This is a genomic window from Amycolatopsis sp. NPDC049159 (genome assembly GCF_040648295.1).
Taxonomy (GTDB): Bacteria; Actinomycetota; Actinomycetes; order Mycobacteriales; family Pseudonocardiaceae; genus Amycolatopsis; species Amycolatopsis pretoriensis_A.
The window spans coordinates 241,177-256,431 of the sequence record NZ_JBEZDL010000002.1 but is presented as its reverse complement, the minus strand read 5'-3'; the positions used below and the strand labels follow the sequence as shown (position 1 = coordinate 256,431).

Sequence of the window (15,255 nt, the reverse complement as noted above, 5' to 3'; positions counted from 1 at the left end):
GCGGCACGCGGGGTTCACTCCTTCGCGCCACTGGTGGCGATGTCGCCGTTGAGGCCGCGCGGGAAGAAGCCGCCCGAGGACACCTTGTCCGGGTTGAGGTAGGCGATGTTGAGCACGCGGTCGGCCGAGCGCCCGAACGCGATGCCGTTGGCGTCCGCCGGGACGAGGTTCGCCTTGCCGTCCTTGAGCACGCCTTCGTCGTCGTCGGCCTTGCCGTCGAGGCTGTCGCGGGCGTCGGAGATCTTGTTCGTGACGTCGCCGAGGCCGCGTTCGAACAGCTGGCCGCGCACGATGCCCGCGTGGTAGGCCTCGACCGCGAGGATGCCCGCCGCGGCGTCGAGGAACGTCTTGTTGTTGACCAGCGGCGCCGCGCCCTTGTAGGCGGACACGCCGACGTCTTCGAACAGGTAGGCGGCGAGCAGGAAGTTGTTCTCGCTCGCGAACGGGTCGAAGGTCTGGCCTTCCTTGATCAGCCCCGCGGCCTGCATGGCGGCGGTGAAGCTGTTCTGGAAGTCGATCTCCGGCTGCGCGACGGCGGCCTTGTCGAGCGCCTTGCGCAGGAAGGTCACGTGCGCGACCTCGTCGCCGGCGATCTCCTGCACGATCTGCTTGGTGTGCTCGCTCTTGAACTTGACCGCGTGCCCGCCGGAGACCTTGCCGAGGTTGCCGATGCCGTTGACGTACTTCTCGTTCAGCCCGTAGCCGTAGACGGCGAACGAGTAGAGGTTCGCCTCCAGGTACTCCAGGTTGAGCGCGAAGTTCAGCACGGCGGCGTCGCTCGCCGCCTCCTTGGCGGCGTCGCCGCCCTGCGCGCCGTACTGCTGCGTGGCACCGGCCGAGCCGAGGCCCAGCGACAGCGCTGTGCCGAGCGCACCGGCGCCCGCGACGCCGAGTCCCGCCGCTCCCGCAGCCTTGAGGAAGCGGCGGCGGTCGGTCGCGTTCTCCGCGCTGCGCTCGATCAGCTGCCGTGTGTAGCGTTTTCCGAACACCGGGGGACGTCCTCTCGTGACGAGTTCGTCCACCTCACCCACCGGTCATACGTACGAGGACGGCCCCCGGCTCGGTCAAATCGGGAAAAAGTTCTTGCCGATTCTGTTCTTGCAGGTCACAGCCCCAGGTCAGGCGCGCTCGGCGACGGCGAGCCGGACGCAGACGGCCAGCGCGCGGACGGCCTCTTCGACCTCGGCGAGCTTCGGGAAGGTCGGCGCGATCCGGATGACGGCGTCGGCCGGGTCGTTGCCGTGCGGGTGCGTCGCGCCGGCGGGGGTCAGGGCGACCCCGGCCTCCTTGGCCAGCCGCACGACCTCCTTCGCGGTGCCCGCGGGAACGGTCAGCGTGATGAAGTACCCGCCGGTCGGCTTGGTCCAGGACGCCAGGTCCGCGAGCTCCTCGGTGAGGATGCGGTCGACGGCCGCGAACTTCGGCCCGATGATCTCGGCGTGCTTGCGCATGTGCGCGCGGACGCCGGCCTCGTCCTTGAGGAAGTGGGCGTGGCGCAGCTGGTTGACCTTGTCCGGGCCGATGGTGCGCTTGCCGACGTTGCCCGTCCACCAGGCGAGGTTGGCCTCGGAGGCGCCGAAGAAGCCGACGCCGGCCCCGGCGAGGGTGATCTTGGAGGTCGAGCCGAAGACGAACACGCGGTCGGCGTTGCCGGCCTCGGTGGCCAGCGCCAGCAGGTCGGCCAGCTCCGGCTCGTCGTCGGTGAGGTGGTGCACGGCGTAGGCGTTGTCCCAGAAGATCCGGAAGTCCGGCGCCGCGGTGCGCATGGTGGCGAGCCGCTTGACGACGTCGTCACTGAACGTGACCCCGGTGGGGTTGCTGTACTTCGGCACGCACCAGATGCCCTTGACGGTGGGGTCCTCGGCGACCAGCGTCTCGACGGCGTCCATGTCCGGGCCTTCGTCGGTCATCGCGACCGGCACGAGCTCGATGCCGAACCGCTCGGTGAGCGCGAAGTGCCGGTCGTACCCCGGAACGGGCGCGAGGAACTTGACCTGCGGCTCGTCGGCCCACCGGCGCTCGGCCCCGGGCAGCTTGCTCAGCAGCGCCTGGACGACGGCGTCGTGCATGAGCTCGAGGCTCGAGTTCCCGGCGGCGAGCAGCTGCTCGGCGGGAACCTGCAGCGCACCGGCGAAGACGCGGCGCAGCTCGGCCAGGCCCTTCAGGCCGCCGTAGTTGCGGACGTCGGTGCCGTCCTCGGCCTTGAAGGAGCTGTCGCCGGGAAGGCTCAGCAGCGCGTTCGAAAGGTCGAGCTGCTCGGGCGACGGCTTGCCACGGGTGATGTCCAGGGAGAGGCCTCGGCCGACCAGGGCCGCGTAGTCGCTGCGGGCCGTGTCGACGTCGACGGAAGCAGTGGTCATGGCGTCAACGCTAAACCCGGCGTCGATACCATTTCGGGGCGGGTCCTGGCTAGGGTGGATCGTGTGCACCTAGTAGTCCACGCCGACCAGCGCCAGTTCTCGTTGCGCGACTCCGGTTCCACCCTGACGGGCAGCGGCTGGACCCCCGAGGCCCTCGACCACCGGATCGCGGCGGAGCCCGGCGGAATCGCGATCGTGACGGCCCGCTCGGACGTGGTGGAGTCTTCGGTGACGCTGTGCCCTTCGGCGCCTTCGGTGGGTGCGGAGGCGGAGCACGTGGTGGAAGCGGATCTTCCGGTTGCGAGCGGGAAACTCGTGATTTCCGGGCCCGCGGACTATCCGTGGCAGGAAAAGTTCTTTTCTGTGTTGCCGGGGTTGTACCGGGTGCGGGTTTCGTTCGTGCCGGCTGGGCCGCCGTCGGTTACTTGGAACGAGCATGAGTTCGGGGAGCATTACCGGTACGTGGTGGAGTTGTGGCCGGTGTCGTCGGCGTCCGGGGTCGAGGTGCTGCGGCAGGGGGATTCGGTTTGGGACGGGTAGGGGTGCCGGCCGGGGTTGGGGTGGGGCGGGCGGGAGTTCGCGGGTAGGTACCGGGGGCGGTCGGTGGTCGGTCGGGTGGGGCGGCGCTGCTGGGCCGGGCAGCGCTCAGGCGGGCGATGCTCGGACGGCAGCGCTGAGACGGGCAATGCTCGGGCGGAAGGCGGGCAGGCAGCACTGAGGCAGCACCGGCTTGGGCAGGCACCGCGGTCGGGTGAGCGGCGCTGGGGCGAGGAACGCTGGGGCGGAAGCACCGCGGGAGGACCAGCGCTCGGGTGGACACCGCCGGAGAGGCCAGCGCTCGCGCGGAAAGCGCAGGGGCGGGCAGTGCTCCGGGGGTGCAGTGCTCGGGTAGCAACGTTGCGCGGACACCGCGGGGTACGGCCGAGGTAGACAGCGTTCGGGCGGAAGCACTGGGGACCGCGCTCGGACGGACGGGCAGTGCTCACGCGGAAAGCATTGGGCGGCCATGCTTTCGCGGAAAGCGCTCGGGTGCGCAGTACGGGCAGACACCACTGAGGTGGGCAGAACGGGGGCGGAAACCACTCAGGCGAGCAGCACAGGCAGAGACCACTGAGGTGGGCCAGCACTGGAACGGAAAGCACGCGGGCGGGCAAGTCTGAGTAGACACCGCTGAAGTCGGCAGCGCTCGGAGACAGTGCTGGGGCGGGCTGCGCTCGGGGACAGTGCCCGGACGGGCAACGCTCGGGCGAGCTGCGCTCGGAGACTGCGCTCGAGCGGGCAGTACTGGGGCGAGCTGCACTGGGAGACAGCACTCGGGCGGCCAATGCTCGGGCGAGCTGCGCTCGGGGACAGTGCTCGGACGGGCAAAACTAGGACCAGATGCGCTCCGGGACCGTGCCCGGGCAGGCAATGCTGGGGCCAGCTGCGCTCGGAGACCCTGCTCGGACGGGCGGGCTGCGGGCGAGCTGCGCTCGGAGACTGTGCTCGATCCGGCAATGCTGTAGCGAGCTGCGCTCGGAGACCGTGCTCGGACGGGCAGTGCTGGGGCCAGCTGCGCTCGGTAACCGTGCCCGGACAGGCAAGAGCTGTGGCGAGCTGCTCGAAGACTCTCCTTGAGCAGCAGTGCTGGAGCCAACTGCGCTCGGAGAGCGTGCCCGGGCAGGCAAGTGCTGGAGCGAGCTGCGAGGGGGACGGTGCTCGGGCGGGCAAATGCGGGGGTGGGACGTGCCGGGGCGGCGATAGTCCTCGGATATCCAGCGGGGTGCGGTGTGGGGTCGGGGGTGGAGGGCGATTGGTGGTCGCTGGGGAGTGTTGGGGTGGCGGGAGACCGTTGTGGGGGCGTGGGTGTAGGCCCGTAGCCGGTGGCTGCGGGCCTTTCCCGTGTTCGGTTGTGTCAGGCTGCGAATGGGAGTGGCTGGTGGATGTTGTTGCGCCTGGGTTTTCGGTGCTTGTCCAGGAACACCGGGGGTAGGAATTCGGGGTGGCCGTCGGTCGCGAGGCGGACCTGCCAACCCGAGCGGTGCATCAAGCGGTGATGGTGCGCGCAGAGCAGCACCAGGTTCGCGAGAACAGTGGGGCCGCCGTCGGCCCAGTGGCGGATGTGGTGGCCTTGACAGTGCCGCGGTGGGCGATGACAGCCGGGGAAGGCGCAGCCTCGGTCACGGAGGAACAGGGCTCGGCGGAGGCCGGGTGAGATCAAGCGACGGGCTCTCCCCAAGTCCAGAGGTTCACAGGCGGCGCCCAAAACGGACGGGATCAGCTTGCAGTCGCAGGCGTGGATGCGGGCCTCGACCGCGGAGATCAGGCCGGTGTCGCCCAGGGTCGCGTGACCGAGGCCGGATTGCAGGTCCGACAGGGAGACGGCGACCAGGACGTGGGCGCGTTCACCGGCCTGAGCCGGCAGCTCTGGGGAGTTCAGCGCCAGGTCGATCGCGTCGGAGAAGGCGTCGCCGTAGCGTTCCTGTGGGGAACGGAAGTCTCCGCCGTCGTCGGCAGTACGGCGTTCCGCGAGGGCGTCGAGTAGGGCGCTGGCTCGGGTGCCGGTTTCGTCGTCGAACCGGCCCGAGAGTTCCCAGGTTCCGGTGCGCCTGCGGCGTAACGAGAGTTCGCGGGTCGGGGTGGCGGGCTCGACATCGACCGGCTCGGCGCCGTCGGGGTCGAGGTGGGCCAGGATCCGGGTGCCCAGGGCGGCGACTTGTTTGTGGCCTGCGTCGGCGGCGAAGGCCAGCAGGTCCTGTTCGGCAGAGTCGCGGTGTTCGAGGGGGATGGGGGTGAGAGCGGTGATGATGGTGTCGATCATCGGGGTGCTCAGGGAGCCCGTCAGAGCGGCGACGCCGGTGGCGGGGGCGACAGCGGGCGGCGAGTCGAGGGTGTGCGCAGAGGTGAGAGCCTGGGCTCGGGCGACCGTGCGCTGGGCGGCTGCGTGGGGAATGTCGGCGAGGTGTTCGAGTAAGCGGGCAACCGAGCGGTAGCCGAAAAGTTCCATCACACCGCGCGACTCGATCTCCACCAGCAGAGTCCCGATTTCCGCCTCGGCAGACCGCACCACGGTGAGCAGCCCACGGAGACGGTCGGCCAAAGCCTCCGCATCCGTCTGCCACACCGCTTCTCTGTCCACACAACAAGATTACCCGACCATCGACCACATGTTCATCACTCGATCAGGTGGCGATGATCGTTGCGTGGGGAATCGGCGCTGCCGACCACCACAGAAAGGCAACCACCACGAGCGCCGATTTCCCACGCCCCGGCGAAGCCGCATCAGTAAAGCCTAGAGAGCAGTAAGAGAAGAAATCTTCCAGCGACCATCAACCCGACGAGCCGTAACCGCCAGCTGAGCGACAGAAGACGAAAGCACCCCACCCGAACCCACCGTCTGCTGGTCCAGGAACAACAACAACGACGCGTCATCGCCAACCAGAGACCGAACCCCGACAGCCCGAACAGTAGTGGTCCGGACGAGCTTCTCGGCCGCCGCCCGGGTCCGTGCCGAAGTGAACTGCGCCTGGTACTGACCCACCGCGTCGCCGGTCAGGACCTCGGCGGCCGCCCGCTCGGTTCGGGCCAGATTCGCGTAGTCGTAGGAAAAAACCGACTTCACCGCATCACTCACCTCGGCCGAAACCGAAGCCGTCGCAGCCGAATCCACCAGGGCCTGGTTCGAGCCGGGAGAAAGAGAAGCCGCCTCCACGCCGAACCACACCGCACAGCCCAAAGCGACCACGACGATCGCCGTCAGCACCCGGATCACGAGCCCGCCGCCTGAACACCGGCGATCTTCCAGCCGGACGCTGACCGCGAGACGTCCACCGTGAGCCGGTTCAGACGTGGGGTCACCGCGGCGCCCGCGGTCGACACCCGGACGTCCAGCACCGCCAAGAGCCGGGCCGAACCCGCGGCGACGTCGATCTCCGTCACCGCTGCCTGGACCAGAGAAGCCGTCGAAACCGTACGCGCAGAGGTAGCCCGGTCGATTTGCAGCTGCCGATCCCCGGAGAGGTCCTTCCCGTACTGGCCCGTCGCCGACGAAATCCAGCGGTCGACGTCCGCCGCCGCCGAGTGGTAGTCGATCGTGTTCAGGGTGACCAGCTGGGGGCCGGCCGCGGCCAGTACCGCGTCGCGCTCGCGGCCGCGGGCCGATGCGTCGTCGGACGCCGCTCGCCACCACGACCAGCCCGTAAAACCCGCCGCCAATAACGAAAAGACCGCGAGGACGATCAGGAGACGGAGTTTCACGGCGCGCCCAGTAAGCGGCCAAGGCCGCCTGAAGACGGGCCCGTCAGCAGGCTCAGCATGCCCGGCAGCGGCTGCGGAGCCGAAGCGGCGGTCTGCGAAGGCGCCGCGGGAATCGCGGGTGGTTTGCCGGCGTAGGGGGCGTTTTGGGAGCCGCGGACCCCGGTCGGGCTCCCGGGTGGCTCCGCGCAGTAGGCGTTCATGTTCACGGGGGCTTCGGACTCATCGTTCGCCGGACGCTGTTTCGTTCCCTCGTACCCCTTCGTGCACGAAGCCGGATCGAAGAAGTTGAACACCACGCCCAGGTGACCGGTGCCGTCGGGGGACGTCGACGGCGAGAACGCCCCGATGATCGGGTACGCCACCAGCAGTTCCTCGATCGAGTCCTTGCGGGACGTCGTGATCTGCGCGGTCGTCAGCAGGTTCGCGAACAGCACGCCCAGATCGGTGCCGGACGCCGCGAGCACGTCGCTGATCTGCCGGCTCAGCCTCGGTGCCTCCGCGATCACCCGCCGCAGGTCCGGGTCGGACTTCTTGAGCTGACCGGAAATCGTGCGCAGCCCCGAAGCGAAGTCGGTGATGTTCGCCGCCTGCCGCTCCTGCGTGTCCAGCACGACCCGCGAGTTCGCGAACAGCCCCTGCGTCTGCGGGACGTACTGGGTGGCGACGGCGGTCAGCGAACCCGTGCTGTCCAGCAGCTGCTGCAGTTCCGGCCCGGCGCCGGCGAACGCGTTGTACGTCTCGTCGACGACCGTGCGCAGCGAGTCCGGGTGCACGCTCGCCACGAGGTCGTCCAGGTGCGAGAGCACGGTGTCCGGCGACGGCGGCAGCGACGTCTTGTCCGGCGTGATCACCGAACCGTCCTTCAGGAACGGGCCGCCGTCGTGCTGCGGGAGGAGGTCCACGAACTGCTCCCCCACCGCCGAGCGGTTCGCCACCTGGGCGTGCGCGTCGGCCGGGATTTCCGGGGCGCCGGCGTCGATGTCGAGCGCCACGTCGACGCCGTGCTCGGTGAGCGTCATGCCGGTCACGCGCCCGACCGTCACGCCGCGGTAGGCGACCTCGGAGTTGACGAAGATGCCGCCGGAGTCGGTGAGCTGCGCCGTGACGACGTAGCCGCGGTTGCCGAACAGCCGGTCCAGCCCGGCGTACCGGCCGCCCGCGTAGACGACCGAAACCACCGCGATGACGACGAACGCGAACAGCTGGACGCGGATCTTGCGGGTGGTCACCGGCCACCCCCGATCAGCCCGAGCAGGCCGCCCAGCAGGTTGGGCCCGGCGGCTTGGGGGCCCGAACCCGAGTCGGGCAGCGGCAGCGGTGGCGCGACCGGCGCCTGACCGCCGATGCCCGGCGGCAGCGCGATCGGTGGCTGCGACGAGTTCGTGAAGTTCTGGATCAGCGTGTCGAGGTCGAGGTTGACGTTGGCCTCGACGTTCGCGTAGTCGCCCTTGATCACGTTGCCCGCGTAGTCCGGGAACGGGTACGTCAGCAGGATCTGCAACGCGTTCGGCAGGTTCGACCCCGCCTCGCCGAGCTTGGTCAACGTCGGCTGCAACGCCTTGAGGTTCGCGACGAGCTGGTCGCGGCTCTTCGTCACGGTGTCGACCGCGACCCCGGACAACGCGTTGAGCGCGTTCAGCATCCCCACGAGCTGGTCGCGCTGGTCGGTGACGATCTTCAGGCCCGGCGCCAGGTTGTCAAGCGCGTTCGACAGGTTCTCCGTCTGCCCGGCCAAGGTGTGCGACAGCTTCCCGAGGCCGTCGATCGCGCGGAGGATCTCCGTGCGGTGCCCGTCGAGCTGCGTGGCCAGTTCGTCCACCCGCGACAGCAGCGCGCGGATCTCCGGCTCGTTGCCCGACAGCGCGTCGTTCAGCTCGTGGCTGATCTTCTGGATCTGCTCGACGCCGCCGCCGTTGAGCAGCAGGGAAAGCGCGCCGAGCACCTCCTCGACCTCGGGGTTGCGGTTGGTGCGCCCGAGCGGGATCCGCGCGCCGTCACCCAGGCGCCCCGACGCCGGTTCGGCCGTGGGTACGCTCAGCTCGACGAACTTCTCCCCCAGCAGCGAAGACTGCTTCAGCTCGGCACGGGCGTTGGCGGGCAGCGCGATGTCGCCGTTGACCGTCATCGCGACCAGCGCCGAGCGCGTGTCCGGGGTCAGGCTGATCTTGTCGACCCGCCCGACGGCGACGTCGTTCACCTTCACGCTCGACTGCGGCACCAGGTCCAGGACGTCGGTGAACAGCGCGCTCACGTGGTACGGGTGGTCGCCGACGTCGGCGCCGCCGGGTAGCGGCGTGCCGTAGAGGCCGTTGAAGCCGCCGTCGCTGCAGGCCGCCAGCACGAGCACCCCGGCGAGCACTCCCGCGAGCCGCTTCACTTCGCACCGCCCGAAAGCTGCTCCATGACGTCGACCAGCGGGAGCGGCAACGGCGGTAGCGTCCCGTTCTGCAGGGAGTTGAGCACCTGCGGGATGGTCGGCAGCTTGAGCGCCCCGTCCAGCACCGGCGCCAGCTGCTTGCAGATGTTCCCGAGCGCGTCCGGGAGCTGCTTCGGCGTGAACGAGCTGATCAGCCGGCAGACGGTGAGGATCGGCGGGTTGGTCAGCTCGTTGAGGTTGTCGCGCACGGCGATCGTGCCGGACGCGGCGTCGTAGGAGTTGATGAAGTTGGTCGCGCCGGTCGGGGCGATGTCGAGCACCTCGGCGAGCGCGGCCCGCTGGTCGACCAGGACCTTCGACAGCGACGCCAGCTTGTCCACATTGGACTCCAGCGCGCCCTTGTTGTCGTTGACGAACGTCTGGACGTCGCCGAGCGCCCCGCCGAGGGACTGCAAAGCCGCGCCGACTTCGGAGGAATCCGCCGCGAGGAACCGGCTGACGTCGGCGACGCGGCCGTAGAACTCGTTGAGCTGCTGGTCGCTCTGGGCCAGCGCGCCGGTGAAGGAGTTGAGGTTCTGCACGGTCGAGAACAGGTCGTCCTTCGAGCCGTCCAGGGTTTTCGCCAGTTCGGCCAGCTGCCCGACCGTCGAATTCAGCGAAGCGCCGTTGCCCTTCAACGTGTTCGCGGCGGTGTCCAGGACCCCGGACAGCGCGCCGTCCTTGTTGGCGCCGTTCGGGCCCAGCGCCGTCGACAGCTTGTCCAGGCTCGAATACAGGTCGTCCAGCTCGACCGGCGTCGCCGTCCGGTCGCGCGGGAGGACCGTGCCGGAAGCCAGGACCGGGCCGCTGTCGTAGGCCGGGGTCAGCTGGACGTACCGGTCGCTGACCAGGCTCGGCGCGACGACCACCGCGCCCACGCCGGCCGGCAGGGAGACGTCGTCGACGCGCATGTCCACGCGCACGGCGTCGCCCTGCGGCGTCACGTCGGTGACCTGCCCGACCGGCACGCCGAGCACGCGCACCGACGAGCCCGCGTAGAGCCCGACCGTCTTGCCGAAGTACGCGGAGACCACGGTTCCGGTGGACGCGCGGAACACCAGCCACAGTCCCGCGGTGACGATCAGCGCGAGCACGCAGGCGAACGCCAGCCACGTCACCAGGCTGCGGCCGCGGTAGGTGCGGATGGTCATCGGCCGCCCACCCCCTGGTTCGGCGCCGCGATCGGCGGGGTGCAGCCTTCGGGGTTGATGGTGATCACGCCGGCGTTGATCGTCGGCGGCAGCAGGCCGCACAGGTAGCCCTCGAACCAGCGGCCGTTGCCGGTGGCGTTGGCGCCGACGCGGGCGAAGGGCGCCATCAGCTGGAGGCTCTTGTCGAGGTTGCCCTGGTTGCGCTGCAGGATGTCGGTCACCTTCCCGAGCTTGTCCAGCGTCGGCTTCAGCTGCGCGCGGTTGTCCGCGACGAGCCCGGAAAGCTGCTGCGACAGCTGCTGGGTGCCGGTGAGCAGCGCGTTGATCGCCTTCTTGCGGTTCTGCAGCTCGCCGAGCAGCAGGTTGCCGTCGCTGATCACGCGCTGCAGCTGGGCGTTGCGGTCGGACAGCGTCTTCGACACCTGGCTCGTGTTGGCCAGCAGCGTGTGCAGGTCGGCGTCGCGGGACGAAACGGTGCGAGCCAGCGACGACAGCCCGGTCAGCGTGTCCTTCAGGTACTGCGGGCTGTCCTTGAGGCTGTCGGACAGGGCGTTGAAGCTGTCCGCGAGCTGCTTCGTGTCGATGTCGCCGACCGTCGTCGACAGCTGCTCGAACGCGTCCTGCAGCTGGAACGGCGTGCGCGTGCGGGCCTGCGGGATCGTCGCGGCCGGCTCCTGCGTGCCGCCGCCCTTCGGGTCGAGCGCGAGGTACTTCTCCCCCAGCAGCGTCTTGATCTCGATGGACGCCGTGGTCGCGTCGCCGACCCGGACGTCCTTCACGCGGAAGCGGACGAGCACCTGCTTGCCGGCCAGCTTCACCGACGACACCGTGCCGACCTTGACGCCGGCGACCTCGACCTCGTTGTCCGGCGCCAGCCCGGCGGACTCGCCGAAGTACGCCGAGTACGTCGTGCCGTTGCCGAAGAACGGGAGCTGGTCGGAAAAGTACGTCGTGGCCGTGACGAGCACGATCAGCACGAGCGCGACCGCGCCGACCCCCGCCTGGTTGCGATCCTTCAGCCGCTTCACGGACCACACCTCTCCGCGCGCTGCGTACCGGGAATGGGGACGATCGGCAGGGTGATGTCGAGCGAGGAAATGCCGATGGTGCCGGTGATCCCGCACAGGTAGTAGTTGAACCAGCTGCCGTAGCTCAACGTCCGGGTGAACTTCTGCAGGTTGCCCGGCAGCACCTCGAGGAGGTGGTTGAGCAGCACGCCGGAGTCGCCGAGGTTCTGCGACAGCACGCCGAGCCGGGCGACGTCGTCCTTGAGCGCCGGGCGCGCGTCGGCGAGCAGGCCGGTCGTGGACACGGCGAGGTCGCCGAGCGCGCTGACCGCGTCGCCGATCGGCTTGCGCTGCTCGGCCAGCCCGCTGACCAGCTTCTGCGTCTGCTCGATGAGGTCGCCGAGCTGCGGGCCGTGGGCGTTGACCGTGCCGAGCACGGTGTTGAGGTTCGCGATGACCTGGCCGATCACCTGGTCCTTGCTCGCGATCGCCGTCGTCAGGGACGCGGTGTGCTGCAGCAGGCTGGTGATCGTGCCGCCTTCGCCCTGGAAGACGCTGATGATCTCGGCCGAGAGCTGGTTGACGTCCTTCGGGCTCAACGCCTTGAACAGCGGCTTGAAGCCGTTGAACAGCACGGTCAGGTTGAGTGCGGGTTTGGTGCGCTCGGGCGGGATCGTGCCGCCGTCCTCCAGCGCGCGCTGCCCCGGGACGTCGGTGCCGAGCGCGAGGTAGCGCTGGCCGACGAGGTTGCGGTACTTGATCGTCGCGGTCACCGTCTCCGGCAGCCGGTAGGCGTGCTCGACGTCGAACCGGACCTCGGCGAAGTTCCGGTCGCCCTCGACGACGCCGATCGCGTCGACCTGGCCGACCTTGACCCCGGCGATGCGGACGTCGTCGCCTTCCTTGAGCCCGGACGCGTCGGTGAACTTCGCCAGGTAGCCCGAGGTCTCGCCGAAGTTAGTGTTCGCGATGGTGGCCGCGAGGATCCCGGTGAGCAGCACGGTGACGACGGCGAACACCGCGAGCTTGACCAAGGACGGCACGAAGGTCCTCACTTCAGCTCCACCTCCGCCCCGCGGTAGAGCGGCCCGACGAGCAGGCCCGCCCAGCCGGGCACGTCACCCGGCGCGGTGCCGAGCGCGGGCGAGGCGAGCAGGTCGATCAGGTCGCGTTCGTAGCTCGACCCGACGATCGTGCCGGAACCGCCGAGGGCGCCCCCGCCGGCGGGCAGCTCCTCGGGCGGGTTCTTCGGCGGGGCGGGCTTGCTGGAGCCGTCCTTGATCGCGCCGTCCGGCGGGTACTGCGGCCAGACGCCCGGCTTCGGGACCTGCGGGTAGCAGCGCGGGCCGCGCTTGTCCTCGTACTTCGGCTCGTCGACGCCGGGGAGGTACTTGCCGCGGCTGGCGGCGAACTCGATGGTGACCCGGCTGACCTCGGGGTGCGCGGTGCCCTTGCCGAACGCCAGCTCCGCGCGCGGCACGGACTCGGCGAGCTGCCGCATCAGGCACGGGTACTCCGGCGCGTACTTCGCGAGGACGTCGAGCGTGGGCTGGATCGCCGTGGTGAGCCGGATCAGGTTGTCCTTGTTGACCTGCAGGAAGTTCGTCAGGTCCACCGAAGCCGCGGTGACGGTGGCGTAGAGGTCGCTCAGCTGCGCGCGCTGGTCGACGATCGTCCGGCTCGTCGTCGTCAGATCGGACAGGGCCTGCAGCAGGTCCGGCGCCGCCTTGTCGTAGGTCTGCGCGACGTTGGCGAGCCCGGTGATGTCGGCCTTGACGTCCGGCAGCGACGGGTTCAGCTTGCCGAGGTAGTCGCTCAGCTGCACGAGGGTCCGGCCGAGCTGCTTGCCGCGGCCTTCGAGCGCGGTCGACACCGCTGTCAGCGTGCTCGACAGCTTCTCGGGCTGGACCGCCTGCAGCAGCGGCAGCACGTCGTCGAGGACCTTCTGCAGCTCGATCGCCGCGCTGCTGCGGTCCTGCGGGATGACGTCGCCGGCCTCGATCGGGCCTTGCGGAGCCTCGGGCAGCTGCAGGGCGACGTACCGCTCGCCGAACAGCGTCTTCGGCAGCAGCCGCGCGGCGACGTTCTTGGGGATGACGTGCGTCTTGTCCGGGTCGAGGGCCAGTTCCAGCTCGGCGTGGTCGCCCTTCGCCAGCACCGACCGGACTTCGCCGACGATCATGCCGCGGACCTTGACGTCGCCGCCGGTGCGCAGCTGGCTGCCGACGCGGTCGGTCTCCAGCTTCACGAGCGTCACCGGAGTGAAGGCCTTGTTGTACACGGCGAGCGTGCCCGTGATGAACAACGCGGCCACGAGCAGGAAGGCGAGCCCCAGCACCTGGTACCGGAGCCGCTGCCAGAGCTCGCGCGTCATCCGGAGATCCTCACCGTCGTGTTCGCGCCCCAGATCGCGAGGGACAGGAAGAAGTCCAGCACCGAGATCAGCACGATCGACGTCCGCACCGCGCGGCCGACCGCGACACCGACACCGGCCGGGCCGCCGCCGGCGTTGAAGCCGTAGTAACAGTGGGACAGGATCACGAGCACGCTGAAGACGATCACCTTCCCGAACGACCAGAGGACGTCGCCGGGTGGCAAGAACAGCGTGAAGTAGTGGTCGTAGGTGCCCGCGGACTGGCCGTAGAGCCAGATGGTGATCTGGCGGGACGCGAGGTAGCTCGACAGCAGGCCGACCGCGTACAGCGGGATCACCGCGGCGACGCCGGCGAGCACGCGGGTGGTCACCAGGTACGGCATGCTCGGCACGCCCATGACCTCGAGCGCGTCGATCTCCTCGGAGATCCGCATCGCGCCGAGCTGGGCGGTGAAGCCGCAGCCGACGGTGGCCGACAGCGCGAGCCCGGCCGACAGCGGCGCGACCTCGCGGGTGTTGAAGTAGGCGGAGATGAACCCGGTGAGCGCGGCCGTGCCGAGCTGGTTCAGCGCGGAATAGCCCTGCAGGCCGACGATGAGACCGGTGAACAGCGTCATCCCGATCATCACGCCGAGGGTGCCGCCGATGACGGCGAGGCCGCCGGTGCCGAAGCAGACCTCGGTGAGCAGCCGCAGCGTTTCCCGGCCGTAGCGGCGGATCGTGCGCGGGGACCAGGCGAGCGCTTTCGCGGCGAACGCGAGCTGCTTGCCGAGACCTTCCAGGCTCTGGCCCGGGCGCGCGATGTACTCGAGCGTCCGCTCGTGGTCGATCGGTTCCGCCGTCATCACATGGCCTTCGGCGGGACGATCCGCAGGTAGATCGCGGTGAGCACGACGTTGATGAGGAACAGCAGCAGGAACGTGATGACGACGGCCTGGTTGACCGCGTCGCCGACGCCCTTCGGCCCGGGCGGCGGGTTCAGCCCGCGGAACGCCGCCACGACGCCGGCGACGAAGCCGTAGAGCAGCGCCTTGATCTCGCTGACCCAGAGGTCGGGCACCTGGGCGAGGGCGTTGAAGCTGGCCAGGTACGCGCCGGGCGTGCCGCCTTGGAGGACGACGTTGAAGAAGTAGCCGCCGAGCACCCCGACCACGCTGACCAAGCCGTTGAGGAGCACCGAAACGACCATCGCGGCCAGCACCCGGGGCACGATGAGGCGCTGGATCGGGTTGACGCCCAGCACTTCCATGGCGTCGATCTCTTCGCGGATCTTGCGCGCGCCGATGTCCGCGCAGACCGCGCTGCCGCCGGCGCCCGCGACGAGCAACGCCGTGATCAGCGGGCTGGCCTGCTGCACGATGGCCAGCGCGCTGGCCGCGCCGGTGAACGACTGGGCGCCGATCTGCGCGGTCAGCGAGCCGAGCTGCAGCGCGATCACCGCGCCGAACGGGATGGCCACCAGTGCCGTGGGCAGGATCGTGACGCTGGCGAAGAACCAGCACTGCTGGATCCACTCGCGGGCCTGGAAGGGGCGCTTGAAGATCGCGCGCAGGACCTCCCACGAGAGCGTCGCCAGGCGGCCGACCTGGGTCAGGGCCGCGGTTCCCGGGAGCGTTCCCGTGCTCTCGCTCACCACACCTCCCAGTAGGTCGTCGCTGACCTCCGAGTGTTCTCCATACCCGGCGCCCGATTTTCGTTAGCGGTGTTCACT

At 69.4% G+C, this 15,255-nt stretch carries 14 protein-coding genes; 1 reads left to right on the top strand and 13 read right to left on the bottom strand.

Features of this window, described 5'->3' with window-relative positions; genetic code table 11:
• Positions 1 to 14 precede the first annotated feature (14 nt).
• Both AB0B33_RS04430 and AB0B33_RS04425 read right to left on the bottom strand, forming a co-directional pair.
• On the bottom strand, positions 15 to 989 hold the full coding sequence (locus AB0B33_RS04430; protein ID WP_086865058.1) for a ferritin-like domain-containing protein: 975 nt from the start codon (positions 987 to 989) through the stop codon (positions 15 to 17).
• Positions 990 to 1,118: 129 nt separating this feature from the next.
• Entirely contained in the window at positions 1,119 to 2,360 is a 1,242-nt protein-coding gene (locus tag AB0B33_RS04425; protein WP_360766743.1) for an aminotransferase class I/II-fold pyridoxal phosphate-dependent enzyme, read from the bottom strand.
• A 63-nt stretch (positions 2,361 to 2,423) separates the two neighbouring features.
• Here AB0B33_RS04425 and AB0B33_RS04420 point away from each other — a divergent pair, with 63 nt between their 5' ends.
• Positions 2,424 to 2,900 carry a hypothetical protein gene (locus AB0B33_RS04420; RefSeq protein WP_360766740.1) on the top strand — a complete coding sequence of 159 codons (477 nt, stop codon included), beginning with the start codon at positions 2,424 to 2,426 and terminating at the stop codon, positions 2,898 to 2,900.
• A gap of 1,354 nt (positions 2,901 to 4,254) precedes the next feature.
• On the opposite strand, the gene AB0B33_RS04415 is transcribed toward AB0B33_RS04420, so the two are convergent.
• The 11 genes from AB0B33_RS04415 to AB0B33_RS04365 form a co-directional block, all read right to left on the bottom strand.
• Positions 4,255 to 5,478, bottom strand: coding sequence for a DUF222 domain-containing protein (locus AB0B33_RS04415; protein WP_360766737.1), 1,224 nt, complete (start codon positions 5,476 to 5,478; stop codon positions 4,255 to 4,257).
• 153 nt (positions 5,479 to 5,631) lie between these two features.
• Entirely contained in the window at positions 5,632 to 6,111 is a 480-nt protein-coding gene (locus AB0B33_RS04410; protein WP_360766734.1) for a hypothetical protein, read from the bottom strand.
• A complete protein-coding gene (locus AB0B33_RS04405; protein WP_360766731.1) occupies positions 6,108 to 6,596 on the bottom strand; it encodes a hypothetical protein in 489 nt (162 codons plus the stop codon). Before AB0B33_RS04405 ends, AB0B33_RS04410 begins: the two co-directional genes overlap by 4 nt.
• Positions 6,593 to 7,825: an MCE family protein gene (locus AB0B33_RS04400; RefSeq protein WP_360766728.1), complete on the bottom strand. Its 1,233-nt coding sequence runs from the start codon at positions 7,823 to 7,825 to the stop codon at positions 6,593 to 6,595. The genes AB0B33_RS04405 and AB0B33_RS04400 overlap by 4 nt, the downstream gene beginning before the upstream one ends.
• The gene (locus AB0B33_RS04395) at positions 7,822 to 8,973 is read right to left on the bottom strand and encodes an MCE family protein (protein ID WP_360766725.1); all 1,152 of its coding nucleotides are present in this window, start codon (positions 8,971 to 8,973) and stop codon (positions 7,822 to 7,824) included. The genes AB0B33_RS04400 and AB0B33_RS04395 overlap by 4 nt, the downstream gene beginning before the upstream one ends.
• Entirely contained in the window at positions 8,970 to 10,163 is a 1,194-nt protein-coding gene (locus AB0B33_RS04390) for an MCE family protein (RefSeq protein WP_247012151.1), read from the bottom strand. Before AB0B33_RS04390 ends, AB0B33_RS04395 begins: the two co-directional genes overlap by 4 nt.
• Positions 10,160 to 11,191, bottom strand: a complete 1,032-nt coding sequence (locus AB0B33_RS04385) for an MCE family protein (protein WP_360766722.1) — start codon at positions 11,189 to 11,191, stop codon at positions 10,160 to 10,162. The genes AB0B33_RS04390 and AB0B33_RS04385 overlap by 4 nt, the downstream gene beginning before the upstream one ends.
• On the bottom strand, positions 11,188 to 12,225 hold the full coding sequence (locus AB0B33_RS04380; protein WP_360766719.1) for an MlaD family protein: 1,038 nt from the start codon (positions 12,223 to 12,225) through the stop codon (positions 11,188 to 11,190). Before AB0B33_RS04380 ends, AB0B33_RS04385 begins: the two co-directional genes overlap by 4 nt.
• Positions 12,222 to 13,544 (bottom strand): MCE family protein, encoded by a 1,323-nt coding sequence (locus AB0B33_RS04375; RefSeq protein WP_360766716.1) that lies wholly within the window; start codon positions 13,542 to 13,544, stop codon positions 12,222 to 12,224. The genes AB0B33_RS04380 and AB0B33_RS04375 overlap by 4 nt, the downstream gene beginning before the upstream one ends.
• Positions 13,541 to 14,389, bottom strand: coding sequence for an ABC transporter permease (locus AB0B33_RS04370; protein ID WP_247012159.1), 849 nt, complete (start codon positions 14,387 to 14,389; stop codon positions 13,541 to 13,543). The genes AB0B33_RS04375 and AB0B33_RS04370 overlap by 4 nt, the downstream gene beginning before the upstream one ends.
• Positions 14,389 to 15,177, bottom strand: a complete 789-nt coding sequence (locus AB0B33_RS04365) for an ABC transporter permease (protein WP_086674213.1) — start codon at positions 15,175 to 15,177, stop codon at positions 14,389 to 14,391. Before AB0B33_RS04365 ends, AB0B33_RS04370 begins: the two co-directional genes overlap by 1 nt.
• Positions 15,178 to 15,255: the final 78 nt, after the last annotated feature.

What these genes read in the sequence shown, in the direction of transcription:
- AB0B33_RS04425 (WP_360766743.1), bottom strand. Translation starts at nt 2,360, where the DNA reads ATGACCACTGCTTCCGTCGACGTCGACACGGCCCGCAGCGACTACGCG.
- AB0B33_RS04390 (WP_247012151.1), bottom strand. Translation starts at nt 10,163, where the DNA reads ATGACCATCCGCACCTACCGCGGCCGCAGCCTGGTGACGTGGCTGGCG.
- AB0B33_RS04375 (WP_360766716.1), bottom strand. Translation starts at nt 13,544, where the DNA reads ATGACGCGCGAGCTCTGGCAGCGGCTCCGGTACCAGGTGCTGGGGCTC.
- AB0B33_RS04370 (WP_247012159.1), bottom strand. Translation starts at nt 14,389, where the DNA reads ATGACGGCGGAACCGATCGACCACGAGCGGACGCTCGAGTACATCGCG.